This is a genomic window from Enterobacter wuhouensis, assembly GCF_004331265.1.
Lineage (GTDB): Bacteria > Pseudomonadota > Gammaproteobacteria > Enterobacterales > Enterobacteriaceae > Enterobacter > Enterobacter wuhouensis.
The window spans coordinates 577,473-596,074 of record NZ_SJOO01000002.1; the positions used below are offsets into that span (position 1 = coordinate 577,473).

At 56.7% G+C, this 18,602-nt stretch carries 19 protein-coding genes; 6 read left to right on the forward strand and 13 right to left on the reverse strand.

What is annotated here, in order from left to right; translation table 11 throughout:
• Positions 1-8: 8 nt before the first annotated feature.
• Entirely contained in the window at positions 9-1,871 is a 1,863-nt protein-coding gene (dxs, locus tag E0L20_RS06800) for a 1-deoxy-D-xylulose-5-phosphate synthase (RefSeq protein WP_131633279.1), read from the forward strand.
• 61 nt (positions 1,872-1,932) lie between these two features.
• Positions 1,933-2,907, forward strand: coding sequence for an aldo/keto reductase (locus tag E0L20_RS06805; protein WP_131633280.1), 975 nt, complete (start codon positions 1,933-1,935; stop codon positions 2,905-2,907).
• Between the two features lie 100 nt (positions 2,908-3,007).
• Here the strand turns inward: E0L20_RS06805 and thiL are convergent, their stop codons facing one another.
• From thiL to nrdR, 5 genes are all read right to left on the reverse strand, one after another.
• Entirely contained in the window at positions 3,008-3,979 is a 972-nt protein-coding gene (thiL, locus tag E0L20_RS06810; protein ID WP_131633281.1) for a thiamine-phosphate kinase, read from the reverse strand.
• A 77-nt stretch (positions 3,980-4,056) separates the two neighbouring features.
• Positions 4,057-4,476, reverse strand: a complete 420-nt coding sequence (gene nusB, locus E0L20_RS06815; protein WP_131633282.1) for a transcription antitermination factor NusB — start codon at positions 4,474-4,476, stop codon at positions 4,057-4,059.
• Positions 4,477-4,497: 21 nt separating this feature from the next.
• Complete coding sequence (ribH, locus tag E0L20_RS06820) at positions 4,498-4,968, reverse strand: 6,7-dimethyl-8-ribityllumazine synthase (RefSeq protein WP_006176874.1); 471 nt, start codon at positions 4,966-4,968, stop codon at positions 4,498-4,500.
• A gap of 87 nt (positions 4,969-5,055) precedes the next feature.
• The gene (gene ribD / locus E0L20_RS06825) at positions 5,056-6,159 is read right to left on the reverse strand and encodes a bifunctional diaminohydroxyphosphoribosylaminopyrimidine deaminase/5-amino-6-(5-phosphoribosylamino)uracil reductase RibD (protein ID WP_131633283.1); all 1,104 of its coding nucleotides are present in this window, start codon (positions 6,157-6,159) and stop codon (positions 5,056-5,058) included.
• A gap of 4 nt (positions 6,160-6,163) precedes the next feature.
• Positions 6,164-6,613, reverse strand: a complete 450-nt coding sequence (gene nrdR, locus E0L20_RS06830) for a transcriptional regulator NrdR (RefSeq protein WP_006176872.1) — start codon at positions 6,611-6,613, stop codon at positions 6,164-6,166.
• A 152-nt stretch (positions 6,614-6,765) separates the two neighbouring features.
• Here nrdR and E0L20_RS06835 point away from each other — a divergent pair, with 152 nt between their 5' ends.
• Positions 6,766-7,305, forward strand: coding sequence for a SadB/YajI family lipoprotein (locus E0L20_RS06835; RefSeq protein WP_131633284.1), 540 nt, complete (start codon positions 6,766-6,768; stop codon positions 7,303-7,305).
• A 271-nt stretch (positions 7,306-7,576) separates the two neighbouring features.
• The gene (locus tag E0L20_RS06840; RefSeq protein WP_131633285.1) at positions 7,577-8,455 is read left to right on the forward strand and encodes a nucleoside-specific channel-forming protein Tsx; all 879 of its coding nucleotides are present in this window, start codon (positions 7,577-7,579) and stop codon (positions 8,453-8,455) included.
• A gap of 110 nt (positions 8,456-8,565) precedes the next feature.
• On the opposite strand, the gene E0L20_RS06845 is transcribed toward E0L20_RS06840, so the two are convergent.
• The 7 genes from E0L20_RS06845 to queA form a co-directional block, all read right to left on the reverse strand.
• Positions 8,566-9,246 (reverse strand): helix-turn-helix transcriptional regulator, encoded by a 681-nt coding sequence (locus tag E0L20_RS06845; RefSeq protein WP_131633286.1) that lies wholly within the window; start codon positions 9,244-9,246, stop codon positions 8,566-8,568.
• A gap of 14 nt (positions 9,247-9,260) precedes the next feature.
• Positions 9,261-9,626, reverse strand: a complete 366-nt coding sequence (locus tag E0L20_RS06850) for a VOC family protein (RefSeq protein ID WP_131633287.1) — start codon at positions 9,624-9,626, stop codon at positions 9,261-9,263.
• Between the two features lie 142 nt (positions 9,627-9,768).
• Positions 9,769-10,740 carry a protein translocase subunit SecF gene (gene secF, locus E0L20_RS06855; RefSeq protein WP_131633288.1) on the reverse strand — a complete coding sequence of 324 codons (972 nt, stop codon included), beginning with the start codon at positions 10,738-10,740 and terminating at the stop codon, positions 9,769-9,771.
• A 10-nt stretch (positions 10,741-10,750) separates the two neighbouring features.
• Entirely contained in the window at positions 10,751-12,598 is a 1,848-nt protein-coding gene (secD, locus tag E0L20_RS06860; protein WP_131633289.1) for a protein translocase subunit SecD, read from the reverse strand.
• Positions 12,599-12,625: 27 nt separating this feature from the next.
• Positions 12,626-12,958, reverse strand: a complete 333-nt coding sequence (gene yajC, locus E0L20_RS06865; protein WP_003021544.1) for a preprotein translocase subunit YajC — start codon at positions 12,956-12,958, stop codon at positions 12,626-12,628.
• Positions 12,959-12,980: 22 nt separating this feature from the next.
• The gene (tgt, locus tag E0L20_RS06870) at positions 12,981-14,108 is read right to left on the reverse strand and encodes a tRNA guanosine(34) transglycosylase Tgt (RefSeq protein WP_089599266.1); all 1,128 of its coding nucleotides are present in this window, start codon (positions 14,106-14,108) and stop codon (positions 12,981-12,983) included.
• Positions 14,109-14,161: 53 nt separating this feature from the next.
• Positions 14,162-15,232: a tRNA preQ1(34) S-adenosylmethionine ribosyltransferase-isomerase QueA gene (gene queA / locus E0L20_RS06875; protein ID WP_131633290.1), complete on the reverse strand. Its 1,071-nt coding sequence runs from the start codon at positions 15,230-15,232 to the stop codon at positions 14,162-14,164.
• 92 nt (positions 15,233-15,324) lie between these two features.
• Between queA and acpH the strand changes: the two genes are divergently transcribed.
• The gene (acpH, locus tag E0L20_RS06880) at positions 15,325-15,906 is read left to right on the forward strand and encodes an ACP phosphodiesterase (protein WP_131633291.1); all 582 of its coding nucleotides are present in this window, start codon (positions 15,325-15,327) and stop codon (positions 15,904-15,906) included.
• A gap of 127 nt (positions 15,907-16,033) precedes the next feature.
• Positions 16,034-16,636 carry a peroxiredoxin gene (locus E0L20_RS06885; RefSeq protein WP_131633292.1) on the forward strand — a complete coding sequence of 201 codons (603 nt, stop codon included), beginning with the start codon at positions 16,034-16,036 and terminating at the stop codon, positions 16,634-16,636.
• 55 nt (positions 16,637-16,691) lie between these two features.
• Here E0L20_RS06885 and malZ read toward each other — a convergent pair whose 3' ends face one another.
• Entirely contained in the window at positions 16,692-18,509 is a 1,818-nt protein-coding gene (gene malZ / locus E0L20_RS06890; RefSeq protein ID WP_131633293.1) for a maltodextrin glucosidase, read from the reverse strand.
• Positions 18,510-18,602: the final 93 nt, after the last annotated feature.

Genomic DNA, 18,602 nt, shown 5'->3' on the forward strand with positions numbered 1-18,602 from the left:
AGCCTTTGATGAGTTTTGATATTGCCAAATACCCGACACTGGCGTTAGTAGACTCCACCCAGGAGTTACGTCTGTTGCCGAAAGAGAGCCTGCCGAAGCTGTGCGACGAGCTGCGTCGCTACCTGCTCGACAGCGTTAGCCGCTCCAGCGGCCATTTCGCCTCCGGGCTTGGCACGGTTGAGCTGACCGTGGCGCTGCATTACGTCTATAACACGCCGTTCGATCAGCTCATCTGGGACGTAGGCCACCAGGCCTACCCGCACAAAATTCTGACCGGGCGTCGCGATAAAATTGGCACTATTCGCCAGAAAGGCGGCCTGCACCCATTCCCGTGGCGCGGCGAGAGCGAATATGACGTTCTGAGCGTCGGCCACTCTTCCACCTCTATTTCTGCGGGCATCGGTATTGCCGTTGCCGCAGAGAAAGAGAACAAGCAGCGCCGTACCGTCTGCGTCATTGGCGACGGTGCCATCACCGCCGGTATGGCCTTTGAAGCCATGAACCACGCGGGCGATATCAAGCCGGACATGCTGGTTGTCCTCAACGATAACGAGATGTCGATCTCCGAGAACGTGGGCGCGCTGAATAATCATCTGGCGCAGCTGCTTTCCGGCAAGCTCTACTCCACCCTGCGCGAAGGCGGCAAAAAGGTCTTCTCCGGCGTACCGCCGATTAAAGAGCTGCTCAAGCGTACCGAAGAACACATCAAAGGCATGGTGGTACCGGGCACCCTGTTTGAAGAGCTGGGCTTTAACTACATCGGCCCGGTAGACGGCCATGACGTGCTGGGGCTGGTGACGACGCTCAAGAACATGCGCGACCTGAAAGGCCCGCAGTTCCTGCACATCATGACTAAAAAAGGGCGTGGTTACGAACCGGCGGAAAAAGATCCAATCACCTTCCACGCGGTTCCAAAATTCGACCCGACCAGCGGCTGTCTGCCGAAAAGCAGCGGCGGCATGCCGAGCTATTCAAAAATCTTTGGCGACTGGCTGTGCGAAACGGCGGCCAAAGACAACAAGCTGATGGCGGTAACGCCTGCCATGCGTGAAGGCTCCGGCATGGTGGAGTTCTCCAAAAAATACCCTGACCAGTATTTTGACGTGGCGATTGCCGAGCAGCATGCGGTGACGTTCGCGGCAGGGCTGGCGATTGGCGGCTACAAGCCGGTGGTGGCGATTTACTCCACCTTCCTGCAGCGCGCCTACGACCAGGTGATCCACGACGTCGCTATCCAGAAGCTGCCGGTGCTCTTTGCTATCGATCGCGCGGGCATCGTCGGGGCCGACGGCCAGACGCACCAGGGCGCGTTTGACCTGTCGTTCCTGCGCTGCATCCCGGACATGGTTGTCATGACGCCGAGCGACGAGAACGAATGCCGCCAGATGCTGTTCACCGGCTACCACTACCAGGACGGCCCGAGCGCCGTGCGCTACCCGCGTGGGAACGCGGTGGGCGTTGAGCTGGCTCCGCTGGAAAAACTTCAGATTGGTAAAGGTCTGGTGAAACGTCGCGGTGAAAAAGTAGCGATCCTGAACTTCGGCACGTTAATGCCGGAAGCTGACAGCGTTGCCGAAACGCTGAACGCCACGCTGGTGGACATGCGCTTCGTAAAACCGCTGGATGAATCCCTGATCCTCAGCATGGCGGAAGATCATGACGTGCTGGTGACGCTGGAAGAGAACGCTATCATGGGCGGCGCAGGCAGCGGCGTGAACGAGGTGCTGATGGCAAATCGCAAAATGATCCCGGTGCTGAATCTCGGCCTGCCCGATCATTTCATTCCGCAGGGCACGCAGGACGAGGCCCGGGCGGCTATTGGCCTGGACGCGGCCGGTATCGAAGCCAAAATCCGCGCCTGGCTGGCATAATCCCCCCCTTTTCCGCTCCTGCTATGCTTAAACCTAATGTTTAAAACAGCAGGAGCGGATCGTGCAATACACTACATTTGGAAAAACTGACCTTAAGGTTTCCCGACTTTGCCTGGGCTGTATGACCTTCGGCGAACCTGACCGGGGCAAGCACGCCTGGACGCTGCCGGAAGAAAGCAGCCGCCCCATCATTAAACGCGCCATCGACGGCGGCATTAACTTCTTTGACACCGCCAACAGCTACTCCGACGGCAGCAGCGAGGAGATCGTGGGCCGCGCCCTGCGCGACTTTGCCCGCCGCGAGGACGTGGTCGTTGCGACCAAGGTGTACCACCAGGTTGGCGATTTGACTGAAGGTCTTTCCCGCGCGCAGATCCTGCGCTCCATTGACGACAGCCTTCGCCGCCTGAACATGGATTACGTCGACCTGCTGCAGATCCACCGCTGGGATTACAACACCCCAATTGAAGAGACGCTGGAAGCCCTGAACGACGTGGTAAAAGCGGGGAAAGCGCGTTATATCGGCGCATCGTCCATGCATGCCTCGCAGTTTGCGCAGGCGCTTGAACTGCAGGCGCAGCACGGCTGGGCGCGCTTTGTCAGCATGCAGGATCACTACAACCTGATCTACCGCGAAGAAGAACGCGAGATGCTGCCGCTGTGCTATCAGGAAGGCGTGGCGGTGATCCCCTGGAGCCCGCTGGCGCGAGGCCGCTTGACCCGCCCGTGGGGCGAAACCACCGCCCGCTCGGTGTCGGACGAGTTTGGCAAAACGCTGTATGAGGGAACGGAAGGCAGCGATGCGCTGATTGCCGAGCGTCTGGCAGGCATCGCCGACGATACCGGCGCGACGCGCGCTCAGGTGGCGCTGGCGTGGCTGCTGAGCAAGCGCGGGGTTGCGGCACCGATTATCGGCACGTCGCGTGAGGAACAGCTGGATGAGTTGCTGAGTGCGGTTGATATTACGCTAACGCCGGAGCAGGTTGCCGAGCTGGAGACGCCATATCAGCAGCACCCGGTGGTAGGGTTTAAATAAACGCTTGCCGGGTGACGGCTTCGACTTACCCGGCCTACGATCGCACCTATTTGTTGGCCGGGTAAGCGCAGCGCCACCCGGCAATACAGCGCGCACAAACTCACGCGAAGTGATCGTAGCCTTTCCAGTCGAGCGTAACCGGCGCGCCGTCTTTCACAAACTTCAGCCCTTCACTCTCCGGCATAATCTGCCCGATGCAGGTAAACCGTGCGCCAAGATGGGCCAACGCCACGTCCAGCGTTCCACGGTTTAGTTCCGGTACGGTAAAGCACAGCTCGTAATCTTCTCCGCCGGAAAGCGCCCATTCCAGAGCGCGATCGGGATCAACGTGGCGCAAAAGCTGATCTGAGAGAGGAAACGTATCGAGATCGATGCGTGCGCCCACTCCGCTGGCCTTCAGGATATGACCGAGGTCTGAGATCAGCCCGTCAGAGAGATCGATAGCCGAGCTGGCGCGATCGCGCAGCGCCTGTCCGTGCAGAATGCGCGGCGTTGGGCGCAGATGGCGCTTCACCAGATACGCCGCATCCTCCGCGTCTTCAACCTGCAGACGCTTCTGCAGAATAGCCAGCCCAGCCGCGCTGTCGCCCGGCGTGCCGGTCACGTAGATCCAGTCGCCCGGTTTTGCGCCCGAGCGCTTCAGCGCGCGGCCAACTGGGACATAGCCGTGGATCGCCAGCGTCATCGACAGCGGCCCGGCGGTGGTATCGCCGCCAATTAGCTGCATATCGTAGTAGTTAAGCTGGTCAAACAGCGTGTCGCTGAAGGCCTCAAGCCAGGCTTCATCGACATTCGGTAGGGTCAGGGCCAGGGTTAACCACGCGGGATCGGCCCCCATCGCCGCCAGATCGCTCACGTTCACCGCCAGCGCCTTGTAGGCCAGATCGGCAGGATCGATATCCGCCAGGAAATGACGCCCGCACACCAGGGTGTCGGTGCTGATTGCCAGCGTCTGTTTTTCAGGAATATTGAGAAGTGCACAGTCATCGCCAATGCCGGTTTCAACATCAAGACGAGAGGTTCTGACACGGTCGAAATAACGGGCAATCAGGGAGAATTCGCCGCATGCCATACGTTATGCCTCAGCAAATTAAATAAAAAAACCGGAGCCGCACCGCCGGCAGGCAGCGCAAGACTCCGGTTAGCGGATCACTTTTTGCGGGGACGGATCGCAGGTGCGGCTTTATCCAGCACGCCGTTCACAAACTTGTGGCTGTCTTCAGCGCCGAAGGTTTTCGCCAGTTCGATCGCTTCGTTGATGGCCACTTTGTACGGCACATCGTCACGTTTAGACAGTTCAAACAGCGCAATACGCAACACTGCTTTTTCCACCTGGCCCAGCTCTTCGAGCAGGCGAGACAGGTATGGCTTCATCAGACCATCGAGATACGCGCTATTAGTCGCCACTCCCGACAGCAGTTCACGGAAGTACAGGACGTCAACGTCTTTAACGTCCTGTTCTGACAGGAACTGGTATTCAACATCAGCGATGTCGTTCTGGGACAACTGCCAGGAGTAAAGCGCCTGAACGGCACATTCACGGGCGCGGCGACGAGCAGCAGGTTTCACGGAATTCCCCTTACAAAAAAATCAGGCCTTAATGGCTTTCAATACATTGATCATTTCAAGCGCGGTCAGTGCAGCTTCTGCGCCTTTGTTGCCGGCTTTGGTGCCAGCGCGTTCGATAGCTTGTTCAATACTTTCGGTAGTCAGCACGCCAAACGCGACAGGAATTTCAGCATCCTGCGCAACGTGTGCCAGACCGTTGCTTGCACCGCCCGCAACGTATTCGAAGTGGGCAGTGCCGCCACGAATAACCGTACCCAGCGCAATCACCGCGTCATATTTACCGGTTTTTGCCAGCGCGCCCGCTGCCAGAGGCAGTTCGTAAGCACCTGGAACCCAAACAACGGTGATATTGTCATCTTTAACCTGGCCGATACGTTTCAGGGCGTCGATGGCACCTTCCAGCAGGCTGTCGTTGATGAAGTTGTTGAAACGCGCAATGGTGATGGCGACGCGAGCGTCCGGGGTAGCTACAGCAGCTTCAATAATGTTCATACTCTTCCTTTACGGGTTCATTTGGCCCCGCAGGGGGGCGGATTTTATCATAATACTTTGCGCACTGCTTCCCTATTTCAGGAGCAATTACGCTGTCGTTAAATGGAGGCAGACATCCGGACCTACCGGACGAATCTCGCTGAATTTGAGCTGTGGTGCGTCGGCCAGTTTTTCAAGGCCGGGCAGCACAAACAGGCCGCGCGCATCGTTGCCTAACAGTTTAGGCGCAACGTAAACGAGAAGCTCGTCCACCAGCCCCGCCTGAAGCAGCGCACCGGCCAGCGTGGGTCCGGCTTCTACCCAGATACTGTTCACCTGCTGCTTGCCGAGCAACATCATCAGCACCACGAGATCCAGATGCCCGTTGTGTTCTGGCACCATGATGCTGCGCACGCCTTCCGGCCATTCGCGCGTATCTTCCCGGGTGCGGGCAATCCAGGTTTCGCCGGGCTGCTGCACGATCCGGTGCTCGGGCGTCACGCGGTTCTGGCTATCGATAATAATACGCAGCGGCTGGCGCAGGTTTTCCTGCGGATAGAGCGCCTGGGTATCGGCACCCAGCTCGTCCCAGCGTACGGTCATCGCCGGATCGTCAGCAAGAACGGTTTCACTGCTGGTGAGGATAGCATGACTTTGCGCACGCAGACGTTGCACATCGCGCCTTGCCTGCGGAGAGGTGATCCACTGGCTTTCACCGCTTGCCATTGCCGTACGACCGTCCACCGAGGCGCCAAGCTTGAGCTGAATATACGGGAAACCGGTGCGCATACGCTTCAGGAAGCCTTTATTAATTGCTTCGGCGTCCTGCATCATCAGGCCGTGGCTGACGTCGATCCCTTCCTGCTGCAGGCGGTACAGGCCACGCCCGGCCACCTGAGGATTCGGGTCCTGCATCGAGGCGACCACGCGCGATACGCCTGCGGCAATAAGCGCTTCACAGCACGGCGGCGTGCGCCCGTGGTGGCTGCAGGGCTCCAGCGTGACGTAGGCCGTCGCGCCGCGCGCCTTCTCGCCCGCCATGCGCAACGCGTGTACTTCGGCATGCGGCTCGCCCGCGCGATGGTGATAACCCTCGCCCACAATCTCGCCATCTTTAACAATGACGCACCCGACGTTCGGGTTAGGATGGGTCGTAAAACGTCCGCGCTGCGCCAGCTTCATGGCTCGCGCCATGTAAATCTCATCCTGCATGAGCTTAGTCCTGTAAGCGGGCGATCTCTTCGCCAAACTCTTTGATATCTTCGAAGCTGCGGTACACAGAGGCGAAGCGGATATAGGCGACTTTATCGAGCTTTTTCAGCTGCTCCATCACCAAGTTGCCGATCATTTTGCTCGGCACCTCGCGCTCCCCTAAACCGCGGAGATGGGATTTAATATGGTTTAACGCCATTTCGACGTCGTCCGCACTGACCGGTCGTTTTTCCAGGGCCTTGAGCATCCCGCTGCGCAGCTTCTCTTCGTTAAACGGCTCGCGCACGTCGTTGCTTTTTACCACGCGAGGCATCACCAGCTCGGCGACTTCAAAGGTCGTGAAACGCTCGTTGCACACCAGACACTGCCGACGGCGGCGTACGGAGGACCCTTCGCCCACCAGGCGAGAGTCGATGACTTTGGTATCCACAGCGGAGCAGAATGGGCAATGCATACGGTATCCCTGTTATCCGGTTAACTGACTTTCATTTTACCCTGATCTGGCCTGACAACAAAGGAAGAGCTTTTTGAGACAAAGGATCTATGTCTTTCATTGCGAGGCTGGCTACCATAACGAAGATCCGTTATTTCAAGGAAATAAACGCAATGACAAGACGTTACCTGAAAATTTTGCTGGTGGGGAGCCTCTTCACCCTTAGCGCCTGCGCACAGCAGACCGAAGTTCGCCAGATGAAACAAAGCGTGAACACGCTGAATACGGCGATGGACAAGCTGAACAAAGAAACCGTCAAGATTACCCAGCAAAATGCGCTGAATGCGAAGTCCAGCAGCGGGGTTTACCTCCTGCCCGGTGCCAATACGCCTGCACGCCTGAACAGCCAGATCGGCACCTTAAAGATGTCCCTGGTGAATGTTGCAGCAAACGCGGATGGTACTCGCGCAACATTACGCATTCAGGGGGAATCGAACGATCCCCTGCCCGCCTTTAGCGGCACCGTAGAGTGGGGGCAGATTCAGGGCACGACGGAGAATTACCAGGAAGTGAACGTGAAGAACCAGCTGTTCACCGCTCCGGCGAGCACTCTTGCACCGAGCGACGTTGATATCCCGGTTCAGCTTAGCGGCCTAACGCCGGACCAGCTGGGCTTTATTCGCATCCACGATATTCAGCCCGCAGCGCAGTAATTTCCCTCCTTCTTAGCGGAGTGCAATGTCACTCCGCTAACATTTACATCCCGCAAAGATTGGCAACATAAATGATTGCCGTTACAATCCCCGCCGTTTAAAGTACGCAAACGTGAACGCAATCGATTACGTGCGTGAGAGATATGTGAAACAACACATATTTTTGTGAGCAGGGATTCCTATAATAGGCTCCGCACAAACACGAAATATTTTGATACGCAAATCGCGCATTTTTCACTCCCGGAAGGGAATTTCAATCAGTGGCATGATTATGAAAAAAACATTACTCGCAGCCGGTGCAGTACTGGCACTTTCCACCTCCTTCACTGTTAACGCAGCGGAAAACGATAAACCACAATACCTCTCCGACTGGTGGCACCAGAGCGTTAACGTGGTAGGCAGCTACCACACCCGTTTCGGACCTCAGATCCGCAACGATACCTACCTGGAATACGAAGCGTTCGCCAAGAAAGACTGGTTTGATTTCTATGGCTATATGGATGCACCGGTCTTCTTCGGCGGTAACACCGACGCGAAAGGCATCTGGAACCACGGTTCCCCGCTGTTCATGGAAATTGAACCGCGCTTCTCCATCGACAAGCTGACCGGTGCAGACCTGAGCTTTGGTCCGTTTAAAGAGTGGTATTTCGCCAACAACTACATCTACGACATGGGCCGTAACAAGTCCGGTCGTCAGAGCACCTGGTATATGGGTCTGGGTACCGACATCGACACCGGCCTGCCGATGAGCCTGTCCATGAACGTGTACGCGAAATACCAGTGGCAGAACTACGGTGCTGAGAACGAAAACGACTGGGACGGCTACCGTTTCAAAGTGAAGTACTTTGTGCCAATCACCCAGCTGTGGGGCGGTAACCTGAGCTACATCGGCTTCACCAACTTTGACTGGGGTTCAGACCTGGGCGACAAGAGTGCTTACGCAGAGAACGGCATCAAGCAGCGTACCAACGACTCTATCGCCTCAAGCCATATCCTGGCGCTGAACTACGATCACTGGCACTACTCTGTCGTCGCGCGTTACTGGCACAACGGCGGCCAGTGGAATGACGACGCCGACCTGAGCTGGATGAAAGAAAACGTCCGTTCTACCGGTTGGGGTGGTTACCTGGTTGTAGGTTATAACTTCTAACCTTGTGGTTGGTGCCGGGTGGCGGCTACGCCTTACCCGGCCTACAAAACCTGTAGGCCCGTGCAAGCGCAGCGCCGCCGGGCAAAAAAGCCAGCTCAAAAGCTGGCTTTTTACCGCTTAACCTTCCGTAAAAAATCCGCCAAAGACCTGTCCGCACTCTCGCTAAAGCGTCTTTCCGTCAATGCGATATTCAAACATCTGTCGAGCCGGAAGCAGCGGTAGTCATCGCGCCGTTCGCACCATGCGGCCAGCAGCCAGTGCTCGCCCCAGAAGAACAGCCCCAGCGGCTGAACCTCGCGCTTTGAAAGCTGCCCGGCCTCATCACGATAATGCAGCGCCAGCACGCGCTGGGCGGATATCGCCTGATGGATCACATCAAACCCGCTGCGCGAATGGGGCTGAAGCGCAATGTCCGGCGCGTAGATCCGCGTCTGCTCAGCCTTGCGCCTGCTTTCCTCCGGCAGGATCGCCAGCACCTTCTCCTGGGCAGACTCCAGCTCGCGCGACAGCGATTCGCCTCCCCAGGTTTTAAGCAGGCGAATTGCGACAATCAGCGCCTCAGACTCTTTGTTGGTCAGCATCAGCGGCGGTAAATCAAAGCCCGACATCAGCCGATATCCGCTTCCCGCCTCTCCCTCTACCGGCACGCCAGAGAGAGACAGGTCGCGGATATCGCGGTAGACCGTGCGCTCTGACACGCCAAGCCTCTCCGCCAGATGCGCTGCCGTTGTCAGACGCCTGCCCCGCAGGATCTGCACAATCTGAAATAAACGGTCAGCGCGTCGGGTCATGTATGAATCCGCTCTCAGGCAGGTTGATGGAGGCCGACGCGGTTACCTTCGCAGTCGGTAAACAAAGCGATAGTACCAATGCCGTTTGGCAATTCAAGCGGGCCAAACACGCACTCACCGCCCGCCGAGGCGATTCGATCGAGCGTGGCCGCCAGACTGTCAGTATGCAGGTAAATAATAGCGCCCTGTGTTGAAGGCGTAATACCGTCAAATTTTGCCAGCGCGCCGCCGGTCGCCGGATCTTCGTGCGGGAAAATCGCCAGATCTGCAACGTCCATTTTCTCGCGACGCAGCGTAACCTGCATCACCGGCTCGTAAAACGTAATGGCGCGATCTATATCAGCGACCGGAATTTCAAACCAGTTAATCACACTTTTCATAATCACTCCTGCCTGTTGTTTGGGTTCAGAAGGAGTCTACGACAGGGCTCCTGACAGCATACTGTCAGGAGTGTTTGTCAGGAGCAGGCAAAAAAAATCCCGGTCAATAGACCGGGATTTCGATAACGCTTCTGACGATGTCTTACGGCAGAATTGACGGCTGATCCGCCCCTTCTTTTTCGACTTTCTGCTGGAGCAGATGCTCGCGCTTCATGCCGAGTTTCAGTGCCAGTGCGGACGCCACGTAGATGGACGACGCCGTACCGATAGACACACCAATCAGCATGGTCAGCGAGAAGCCTTCCAGTACCGGGCCACCGAAGAGGAACAGCATCAGGATAACCATCAAGGTGGTACCCGATGTGATCAACGTACGGTGCAGCGTCTGGGTCAACGACACGTTGAAGATTTCGTACGGCGTACCGCGACGGATCTTACGGAAGTTTTCACGAATACGGTCAGATACCACGATACTGTCGTTCAGTGAGTAACCGATAACGGACATCAGGGATGCCACAATCGTCAGGTCAATCTCAATATGGAACAGAGACAGTATGCCCATGGTGATCACCACGTCGTGCGCCAGCGCGATAACCACGCCTGCCGCCAGTCGCCACTCGAAGCGGAAACCGACATAAATCAGGATGGAGATCAGCGCCACCATCAGCGCCATTGCACCGGTCTGCGCCAGGTCCGCACCCACGCTCGGGCCGACGAACTCAATACGCTTAACCGTTGCATCCTGGCTGGTCGTTTCGTTAATAACCTGTACGACCTTGCTGCCCAGCTCCTGGCTGCCGTTAGCATCGTGCACCGGCGGCATACGCACCATGATGTCACGGCTGCTGCCGAAGTTCTGCAGCAGCGGCTCTTCGAAGCCCGCTTTCTGCAGAGACAGACGCATTTCGTCCATATCGACCGGTTTTTCCAGGGTGATTTCAATCACCGTACCACCGGTAAAATCGAGACCCCAGTTAAAGCCCTTCACGCCCATTATGACGATGGACAGAATCAGCAGAAAACCTGAAATGCCGAAGGCCCAGTAGTCCCAGCGCATAAAGTCCCAGACTTTACGGCCATGGTTCAATTGTTCAACAGTATATTCCTGTGCCACAACGCACTCCTCAGATAGACAGCTTTTTGACGCGCTTGCCGCCGTACAGCAGGTTCACGATGGCACGGGTGCCGACAATAGCGGTAAACATCGACGTTGCGACACCGATACCGGTAGTAATCGCAAAGCCTTTGATCGCGCCAGTACCCACTGCATACAGGATAAGAACCTTAATCAGTGTTGTTACGTTCGCATCGAAGATGGAGCTGAACGCGCCTTTATAGCCTTCTTCAATCGCCTGCTGCACAGAACGACCGTTGCTTAGCTCTTCTTTAATACGTTCGTTTATCAGTACGTTGGCGTCGACCGCCACCGCAAGGGTAAGCACGATACCCGCAATACCCGGCATGGTTAGCGTCGCCCCCGGCAGCAGGGACATGATACCGATAATCAGCACCAGGTTCGCCACCAGCGCAGAGGTCGCAATCAGACCAAACTTCTTGTAGAAGAAGATCATGAAGAGGATGGACACCACCAGACCGGCCAGACACGCTTCCAGACCCTGTTTGATGTTCTGCATACCCAGGGTTGGACCGATGGTACGTTCTTCCACAATCTGAATTGGCGCAATCAGCGCACCGGCACGCAGCAGCAGCGAGAGCTGACGCGCTTCGTTCGGGTTGCTGATACCGGTGATGCGGAAGCTGTTACCCAGACGAGACTGGATGTTGGCGATGTTAATCACCTCTTCCTCTTTCACCAGCACCGCACGGCCGTTGGCATCTTTCTTACCGCTGTCCTTGTACTCCACGAACAGGGTCGCCATCGGTTTGCCGATGTTGTCCTTGGTGAAGTTAGACATGATGTTACCGCCCGCGCTATCCAGCGAGATGTTAACCTGCGGCTGGTTGTACTCATCCTGGCTTGAAGTGGAGTCGGTGATGTGGTCACCGGTCAGGATCACGCGTTTGTACAGCACAACCGGCTGACCTTCGCGGGTCTGTTTCACTTCGGAGTCGCCCGGGATACGGCCAGAGGCGGCAGCAGACTGATCGACGTTGGAGTTAACCAGACGGAATTCCAGGGTTGCAGTCGCACCCAGAATCTCTTTCGCACGCGCGGTATCCTGGATACCCGGCAGTTCCACCACGATACGGTCAGCACCCTGACGCTGTACCAGCGGCTCGGCCACGCCCAGCTGGTTTACACGGTTACGCAGAATGTTGATGTTCTGCTGAACGGCGTATTCACGCGCTTCGCTCAGACGCGCATCCGTCATCACCGCACGCAGCTGGTTGCTGCCCTGAGAGGTGATCACCAGATCGCGGTGACGCTGAGACAGATAGGTCACAGCCTGGTCACGCGCCGCGCTGTCGCGGAAGGTGATGCTCATGCCGTAGTTATCTTCTTTGCGCACGGTAGTGTACGCGATGCCTTTGTCGCGCAGATCGCTGCGCAGGCTGTCGATATTCTGTTCCTGCAGCTTGCCGAGCGCGGTATCCATATCCACTTCCATCAGGAAGTGAACGCCACCACGCAGGTCAAGACCGAGTTTCATTGGCTCTGCGTTCAGCGCAGCCAGCCAACGTGGGGTTGCAGGAGCAAGGTTAAGCGCCACGACGTATTTATCACCCAGCACGCCCATCAGCGCTTCACGGGCGCGGAGCTGCGTGTCGGTGGTGTCGAAGCGAGCAAGAATTGCGCCCTCTTCCAGTGCCACAGACTTAGCGGTAATTTTTTCTTCTTGTAACGTTTTCTGGACCTGGATCAGCGTTTGCTCACTGGCGGCGACACCGCGCGCGCCAGTGATTTGAACGGCCGGATCCTCACCATACAGGTTGGGAAGCGCGTACAGCAGGCCGACGATAATCACGACGACCAGCATGATGTACTTCCACAAAGGATAACGGTTTAACACGGCAGTTCCCTTTGGGAAAAGTTGGGATTACAGCGCCTTCATGGTGCCTTTCGGCAGAACGGCAGCTACGAAGTCACGTTTGATAACCACTTCAGTGGTATCGTTCAGAGCGATAGCAATGTAGCCGCTTTCAGCTACTTTGGTCACGCGACCGACCAGGCCACCGTTGGTCAGCACTTCATCGCCTTTCGCAATGGAGTTCATCAGGTTTTTGTGCTCTTTGGTGCGCTTCTGCTGTGGACGCAGGATCATGAAGTAGAAGATCAGACCGAACACAACCAGCATCAGAATCAGAGACATTGGGCTGCCCTGCGCTGGAGCGCCTGTTGCTGCTACCGCATCAGAAATAAAAAAGCTCATTCAAATTCCCTCATTATTAAAATTAATCAACGTTCAAAGGTGGGACATCCCGGCCCTGACGTTGGTAGAAATCGGTCACGAAGCTCTCTAATTTACCCTCTTCGATAGCCTTACGTAAACCAGCCATTAAGCGCTGATAATAACGAAGATTATGAATGGTATTGAGACGCGCGCCCAAAATCTCGTTGCAACGATCGAGATGATGCAAATACGCGCGGGAATAATTGCGACAGGTATAGCAATCGCACTCGGAATCGAGCGGGCTGGTGTCACTCTTATGCTTCGCGTTACGGATTTTTACCACGCCGTCGGTCACGAACAGATGGCCGTTACGCGCGTTACGGGTTGGCATCACGCAGTCGAACATATCAATGCCGCGACGAACGCCTTCCACCAGGTCTTCTGGTTTCCCCACACCCATCAGGTATCGTGGTTTGTCCGCCGGGATTTGCGGGCAGACATGCTCCAGAATGCGGTGCATATCTTCCTTCGGCTCACCCACAGCCAAACCGCCGACAGCGTAGCCATCAAAGCCTATCTCTACCAGACCTTTAACGGAGATATCGCGTAAATCTTCGTAAACGCTGCCCTGGATGATACCGAACAGCGCATTTTTGTTCTGTAAGGAGTCAAAACGGTCGCGGCTACGCTGTGCCCAGCGCAGGGACATCTCCATGGAACGTTTGGCGTAATCCCAGTCCGCCGGGTACGGCGTGCATTCGTCGAAGATCATCACGATGTCGGAGCCGAGATCGTACTGAATCTCCATCGATTTTTCCGGATCGAGGAAAATCGGATCGCCGTTGATCGGGTTACGGAAGTGAACGCCCTTTTCGGTGATCTTACGAATATCGCCCAGGCTGAAGACCTGGAAGCCGCCGGAGTCGGTCAGGATGGGGCCTTTCCACTGCATGAAGTCGTGCAGGTCGCCATGGAGCTTCATGATCTCCTGACCCGGACGCAGCCACAGGTGGAAGGTGTTGCCGAGGATAATCTGTGCGCCAGTGGCTTCAACTTCTTCCGGCGTCATCCCTTTTACGGTGCCGTAGGTGCCCACAGGCATAAACGCGGGGGTTTCCACCACGCCGCGATCAAACACCAGGCGACCGCGACGCGCGCGGCCATCGGTGGTATCGAGTTCAAATTTCATTTTTTCTCCGACGTCAGAAAAACAGTCCAACGTTGTAAAACGGTGCCGCGGAGTTATTCCCCGACACGCTCATTCAAAGCCAGCGGATTGTACGTGATAAACATCGCGTCCCCGTAGCTAAAAAAGCGATATTTTTGTTCTACCGCAGACTTGTAGGCGTTCATCGTATGCTGATAACCGGCGAAGGCGGAAACCAGCATAATCAGCGTCGATTCAGGCAGATGGAAGTTGGTCACCAGCGCGTCAATCACTTTGTACTGATAGCCCGGGTAGATAAAGATCTGCGTATCGCCAAAGAACGGCTCGATTAAATCCGTTTTTGCGGCCTGCGCGGCGCTCTCAAGCGAGCGCACGGACGTGGTCCCGACGGCAATCACGCGGCTACCGCGGCCTTTTGCCGCCAGCACCGCATCCACGACCTCCTGCGGCACTTCGGCGTATTCAGAGTGCATGATGTGGTCTTCGATGCTGTCCACGCGCACCGGCTGGAAGGTCCCCGCGCCGACGTGCAGCGTCACGAACGCCATCTCAACCCCTTTCGCGCGCAGTTTTTCCAGCAGCGGCTCGTCAAAGTGCAGGCCCGCAGTCGGTGCCGCCACCGCGCCAGGCTTCTGGCTGTAGACGGTCTGATACAGCTCGCGGTCGGCCTCTTCGTCCGGGCGCTCAATGTACGGCGGCAGCGGCATGTGGCCGATGGCGTTCAGGATATCGAGCACCGTGCGCTCGTCGTGGAATTCCACCTCGAACAGCGCGTCGTGACGTGCGGTCATGGTCGCCTTAATGCTCTCGTCATCGCCCAGCAGCAGTTCGGCACCCGGCTTCGGCGCCTTGGAGGCGCGAATATGTGCCAGAATACGTTTATCATCGAGCATACGTTCGACCAGCACTTCAATCTTGCCGCCGCTGGCTTTACGGCCAAACAGGCGTGCCGGGATCACGCGGGTATTGTTAAAGACCAGCAGATCTCCAGGGTTGAGCTTGTCGAGCAAATCGGTGAAAGTACCGTGCGTCAGCTCGCCCGTAGGCCCGTCCAGTGACAGCAAGCGACAGCTGCTGCGCTCAGGCATGGGATAGTGAGCAATCAGGGATTCGGGTAGTTCAAAGGAGAAATCGGCGACGCGCATGACGTATACTCGTGACTTAAAAACAGGCGGCATAGTCTAGTGCTCACACCCTTTTGCTGCAACAACTAGCCGCTTCCGGACAAATAAAACGCATGAATTTTCTCGCTCACCTGCATCTCGCTCACCTCGCCGACAGCTCACTTTCGGGCAATTTGCTGGCCGATTTTGTACGCGGTAACCCCGCGGAGGACTATTCCCCCGAGGTTGTCGACGGGATTTTTATGCACCGCCGCATCGACGTGTTGACCGATAACCTGCCGGAGGTGACGGAGGCTAAAGCCTGGTTCCGCCCCGAAACGCGCCGCGTTGCGCCGATCACGCTCGATGTGATGTGGGACCATTTTCTGTCGCGCCACTGGGAACAACTGTCGCCGGAGATGCCCTTGCCGGATTTTGTGCGCTATGCCCGCCAGCAGGTGTCGATCATCCTGCCCGACTCGCCGCCGCGCTTTGTGAATCTGAACAACTATCTCTGGTCCGAACGCTGGCTGGAGCGCTACGGCGAGATGGATTTCATTCAGAACGTGTTGAATGGGATGGCGAGCCGTCGCCCGCGTCTGGACGCGCTGCGCGACTCCTGGCACGACCTGGATACACATTACGACGCGCTGGAAACGCGCTTCTGGCAGTTTTATCCGCGCATGATGGCGCAGGCGAAAAACAAACTGCTGTGACTCTATTTATATTGATAGGCGAAATCTTATTGAACGATTGTCGCCACCTCTTTGTCTTATTCCCGAACACTCTCTATACTGGCCCGCGTTGCGTTCCAAATAACCTTAGTATCTACAGGAGAATCATATGGTTCTGGTAACTCGTCCGGCTCCGGATTTTACAGCTGCAGCAGTTCTGGGCAACGGTGAAATCGTTGAAAACTTCAACTTCAAACAGCACACCAACGGTAAAGCGACCGTTCTGTTCTTCTGGCCAATGGACTTCACTTTCGTTTGCCCGTCTGAGCTGATCGCATTCGACAAACGTTATGAAGAATTCCAGAAGCGTGGCGTAGAAGTTGTTGGCGTCTCCTTCGACTCTGAATTTGTACACAACGCATGGCGTAACACCCCTGTCGACAACGGCGGCATCGGTGCGGTGAAATACGCAATGGTTGCGGACATCAAACGCGAAATCCAGCAGGCTTACGGTATCGAACATCCGGACGCTGGCGTTGCGCTGCGTGGTTCCTTCCTGATCGACGCAAACGGCATCGTTCGTCACCAGGTTGTGAACGATCTGCCGCTGGGTCGTAACATCGACGAAATGCTGCGCATGGTTGACGCGCTGCAGTTCCACGAAGAGCACGGCGAAGTGTGCCCGGCTCAGTGGGAAAAAGGTAAAGAAGGTATGAACGCGTCTCCAGACGGCGTGGCTAAATACCTGTCCGAGAACGTATCCAGCCTGTAATCGGCACGGTTTACGAAAAAGGCCCGCTTATGCGGGCCTTTTTGTTTGTTGCCGATCAGTTCCCGAACCAGACGGAGGCGGAAATAGCGGGCAACGAGAGTATCCCTTCCTGAATCGTGCCCTTGCCCTCCTTCAGCTGCCACGCCTTCACGTTGAGCAGCGGCGAGTCGTCCAGCACCACTTCACAGGCCTCACCCCGATTAATCGCCACCAGCACGCGCTGCTGGTTGTAGACGCGGGCAAACACCACCACGTTGTCGTGGGCATAAACCACCTGGCAGCCGCCGTAGCGCAAAGCCTGATTCTGCTTGCGCAGCGTAGCCATGCGCTGGTACAGGCTGAACAGCACCTTGTCCTGCTTCTCTGGCTCCCACGGGAAGGTTTTGCGGCAGAACGGATCGTTATTCCCATCCAGCCCCACTTCGTCTCCATAATAGATGCACGGCACGCCCGGCCAGGTGAAGAGCCAGGTCACTGCCAGCGGCAGACGCGCCACATCCTTGCCAAGCAGGGATTTAAAGCGCGCGGTGTCGTGGCTATCGAGCTGGTTAAACATCCGCAGCTGCTGCTGGTGCGACAGGCCGGCCCGGTAGTTGTCCATCCACGCCATGCAGGTTTCGGCGTCGATATGATTGGGATCGTAAGAAATATCGGTGTTAGCGAGGAATCCCCACAGCGGGAAGGTAAACCCGCGATAGTTCATCGACGCATCCTCCGCATCGTTCTGCAGCCACTGCCGAGCGTCGCCGAAGTGCTCGCCAAAGACGAACGCCTCCGGCTGAGCCTGTTTTGCGGAACGGGTAATGCCCGCGACGTGCTGAAGATTGTTTCGCGCCCCGCCCGCTTCGCCGAGCATATGCACCACGTCCAGACGCCAGCCGTCCATGTTCCACGGCGCACTCAGCCAGTGACGCACAATGCTGTCCTCCCCGCCGTAAATTTCATTCACGAGCGTGGGTGACTGGAAATCGAGCTTTGGCAGGCTGGCATAGCCGAGCCAGTCGAGCGCGCGCCCCTCGTCGTTGAAGCTGTACCAGTCGCGCTGCGGCGAGTCCGGGTTATGGCACGCGCCCCCCATCGACTGGTTATGGCGATCAAACCAGGCGTGAGAGTCGCCGCTGTGGTTAAACACGCCATCCAGTATCAGGCGCATGCCCGCGTTTGTAGTGTTCTCACGCAGGCGCAGCAGCGCCTCATCGCCGCCAAACTGTTCGTCAACGTGGCGATAATCCTGAGTATCGTATTTGTGCACGCTTGGCGCTTTAAATACCGGGTTCAGGTACAGCGCCGTCACGCCGAGCGTTTTCAGGTAGGGAAGTTTTTCGCTGATGCCGTCGAGATCGCCGCCGTAAAAGGTCGAGCCACCGGCCTGGGCGGTCACCGGTTCATCCCATTTTTTCAGGATGACGTCATGACCGGCCGCATGGTGGTAATAGACCTTGTCCTGAGCTGCAGTGCGTTTTTCGCTGCGCGCAAAGCGGTCCGGGAAAATCTGGTAAAACACCTGATCGTTAACCCACTGCGGCCCATTGTCCGGGAAGTCGACGGCAAATTGCTCCAGCCGCGCAGGGGGAAACCGGCTGAACCCCTGCGGGGTAAACCACAGCTGACGGTTGTTCCACAGCAGCTTGAAGCCGTAACGGCGGCGCGGCTGCCCGCTGCGCAGGTCGATATTCGCCCGCCACGCCGTCACGCCCGGCTGCGGCTGGCTGCGCTGTTTATGCATCTTGAGCGACGTTTCTTCATTATCGATTTCGGCGCGGAGGGTCACGCGTTCAGGCTGATTTTCCCCCGCCAGCCAGAGCGTGATCACAAGGTTGTCTTTGTTTTGCTTAACAAACGGGGCAACCGGAAGGTGCCAGGCATTTAACATCACGAATCCCCTTTGATGAAATTGACGTCACCTTGCCACAGGGTGGTTAAGGATAGCTCATCACGTTCGGGATTATTGGGGGAGGAGAAAGGA

Bases quoted from the DNA above. Each gene is read 5' to 3' on its own strand.
- E0L20_RS06885 (WP_131633292.1), top strand. From the start codon at position 16,034: ATGGTTCTGGTAACTCGTCCGGCTCCGGATTTTACAGCTGCAGCAGTT.
- E0L20_RS06840 (WP_131633285.1), top strand. From the start codon at position 7,577: ATGAAAAAAACATTACTCGCAGCCGGTGCAGTACTGGCACTTTCCACC.
- E0L20_RS06850 (WP_131633287.1), bottom strand. From the start codon at position 9,626: ATGAAAAGTGTGATTAACTGGTTTGAAATTCCGGTCGCTGATATAGAT.
- E0L20_RS06845 (WP_131633286.1), bottom strand. From the start codon at position 9,246: ATGACCCGACGCGCTGACCGTTTATTTCAGATTGTGCAGATCCTGCGG.
- tgt (WP_089599266.1), bottom strand. From the start codon at position 14,108: ATGAAATTTGAACTCGATACCACCGATGGCCGCGCGCGTCGCGGTCGC.
- yajC (WP_003021544.1), bottom strand. From the start codon at position 12,958: ATGAGCTTTTTTATTTCTGATGCGGTAGCAGCAACAGGCGCTCCAGCG.
- queA (WP_131633290.1), bottom strand. From the start codon at position 15,232: ATGCGCGTCGCCGATTTCTCCTTTGAACTACCCGAATCCCTGATTGCT.
- nrdR (WP_006176872.1), bottom strand. From the start codon at position 6,613: ATGCATTGCCCATTCTGCTCCGCTGTGGATACCAAAGTCATCGACTCT.
- E0L20_RS06835 (WP_131633284.1), top strand. From the start codon at position 6,766: ATGACAAGACGTTACCTGAAAATTTTGCTGGTGGGGAGCCTCTTCACC.
- ribH (WP_006176874.1), bottom strand. From the start codon at position 4,968: ATGAACATTATTGAAGCTGCTGTAGCTACCCCGGACGCTCGCGTCGCC.
- malZ (WP_131633293.1), bottom strand. From the start codon at position 18,509: ATGTTAAATGCCTGGCACCTTCCGGTTGCCCCGTTTGTTAAGCAAAAC.
- acpH (WP_131633291.1), top strand. From the start codon at position 15,325: ATGAATTTTCTCGCTCACCTGCATCTCGCTCACCTCGCCGACAGCTCA.
- thiL (WP_131633281.1), bottom strand. From the start codon at position 3,979: ATGGCATGCGGCGAATTCTCCCTGATTGCCCGTTATTTCGACCGTGTC.
- ribD (WP_131633283.1), bottom strand. From the start codon at position 6,159: ATGCAGGATGAGATTTACATGGCGCGAGCCATGAAGCTGGCGCAGCGC.
- dxs (WP_131633279.1), top strand. From the start codon at position 9: ATGAGTTTTGATATTGCCAAATACCCGACACTGGCGTTAGTAGACTCC.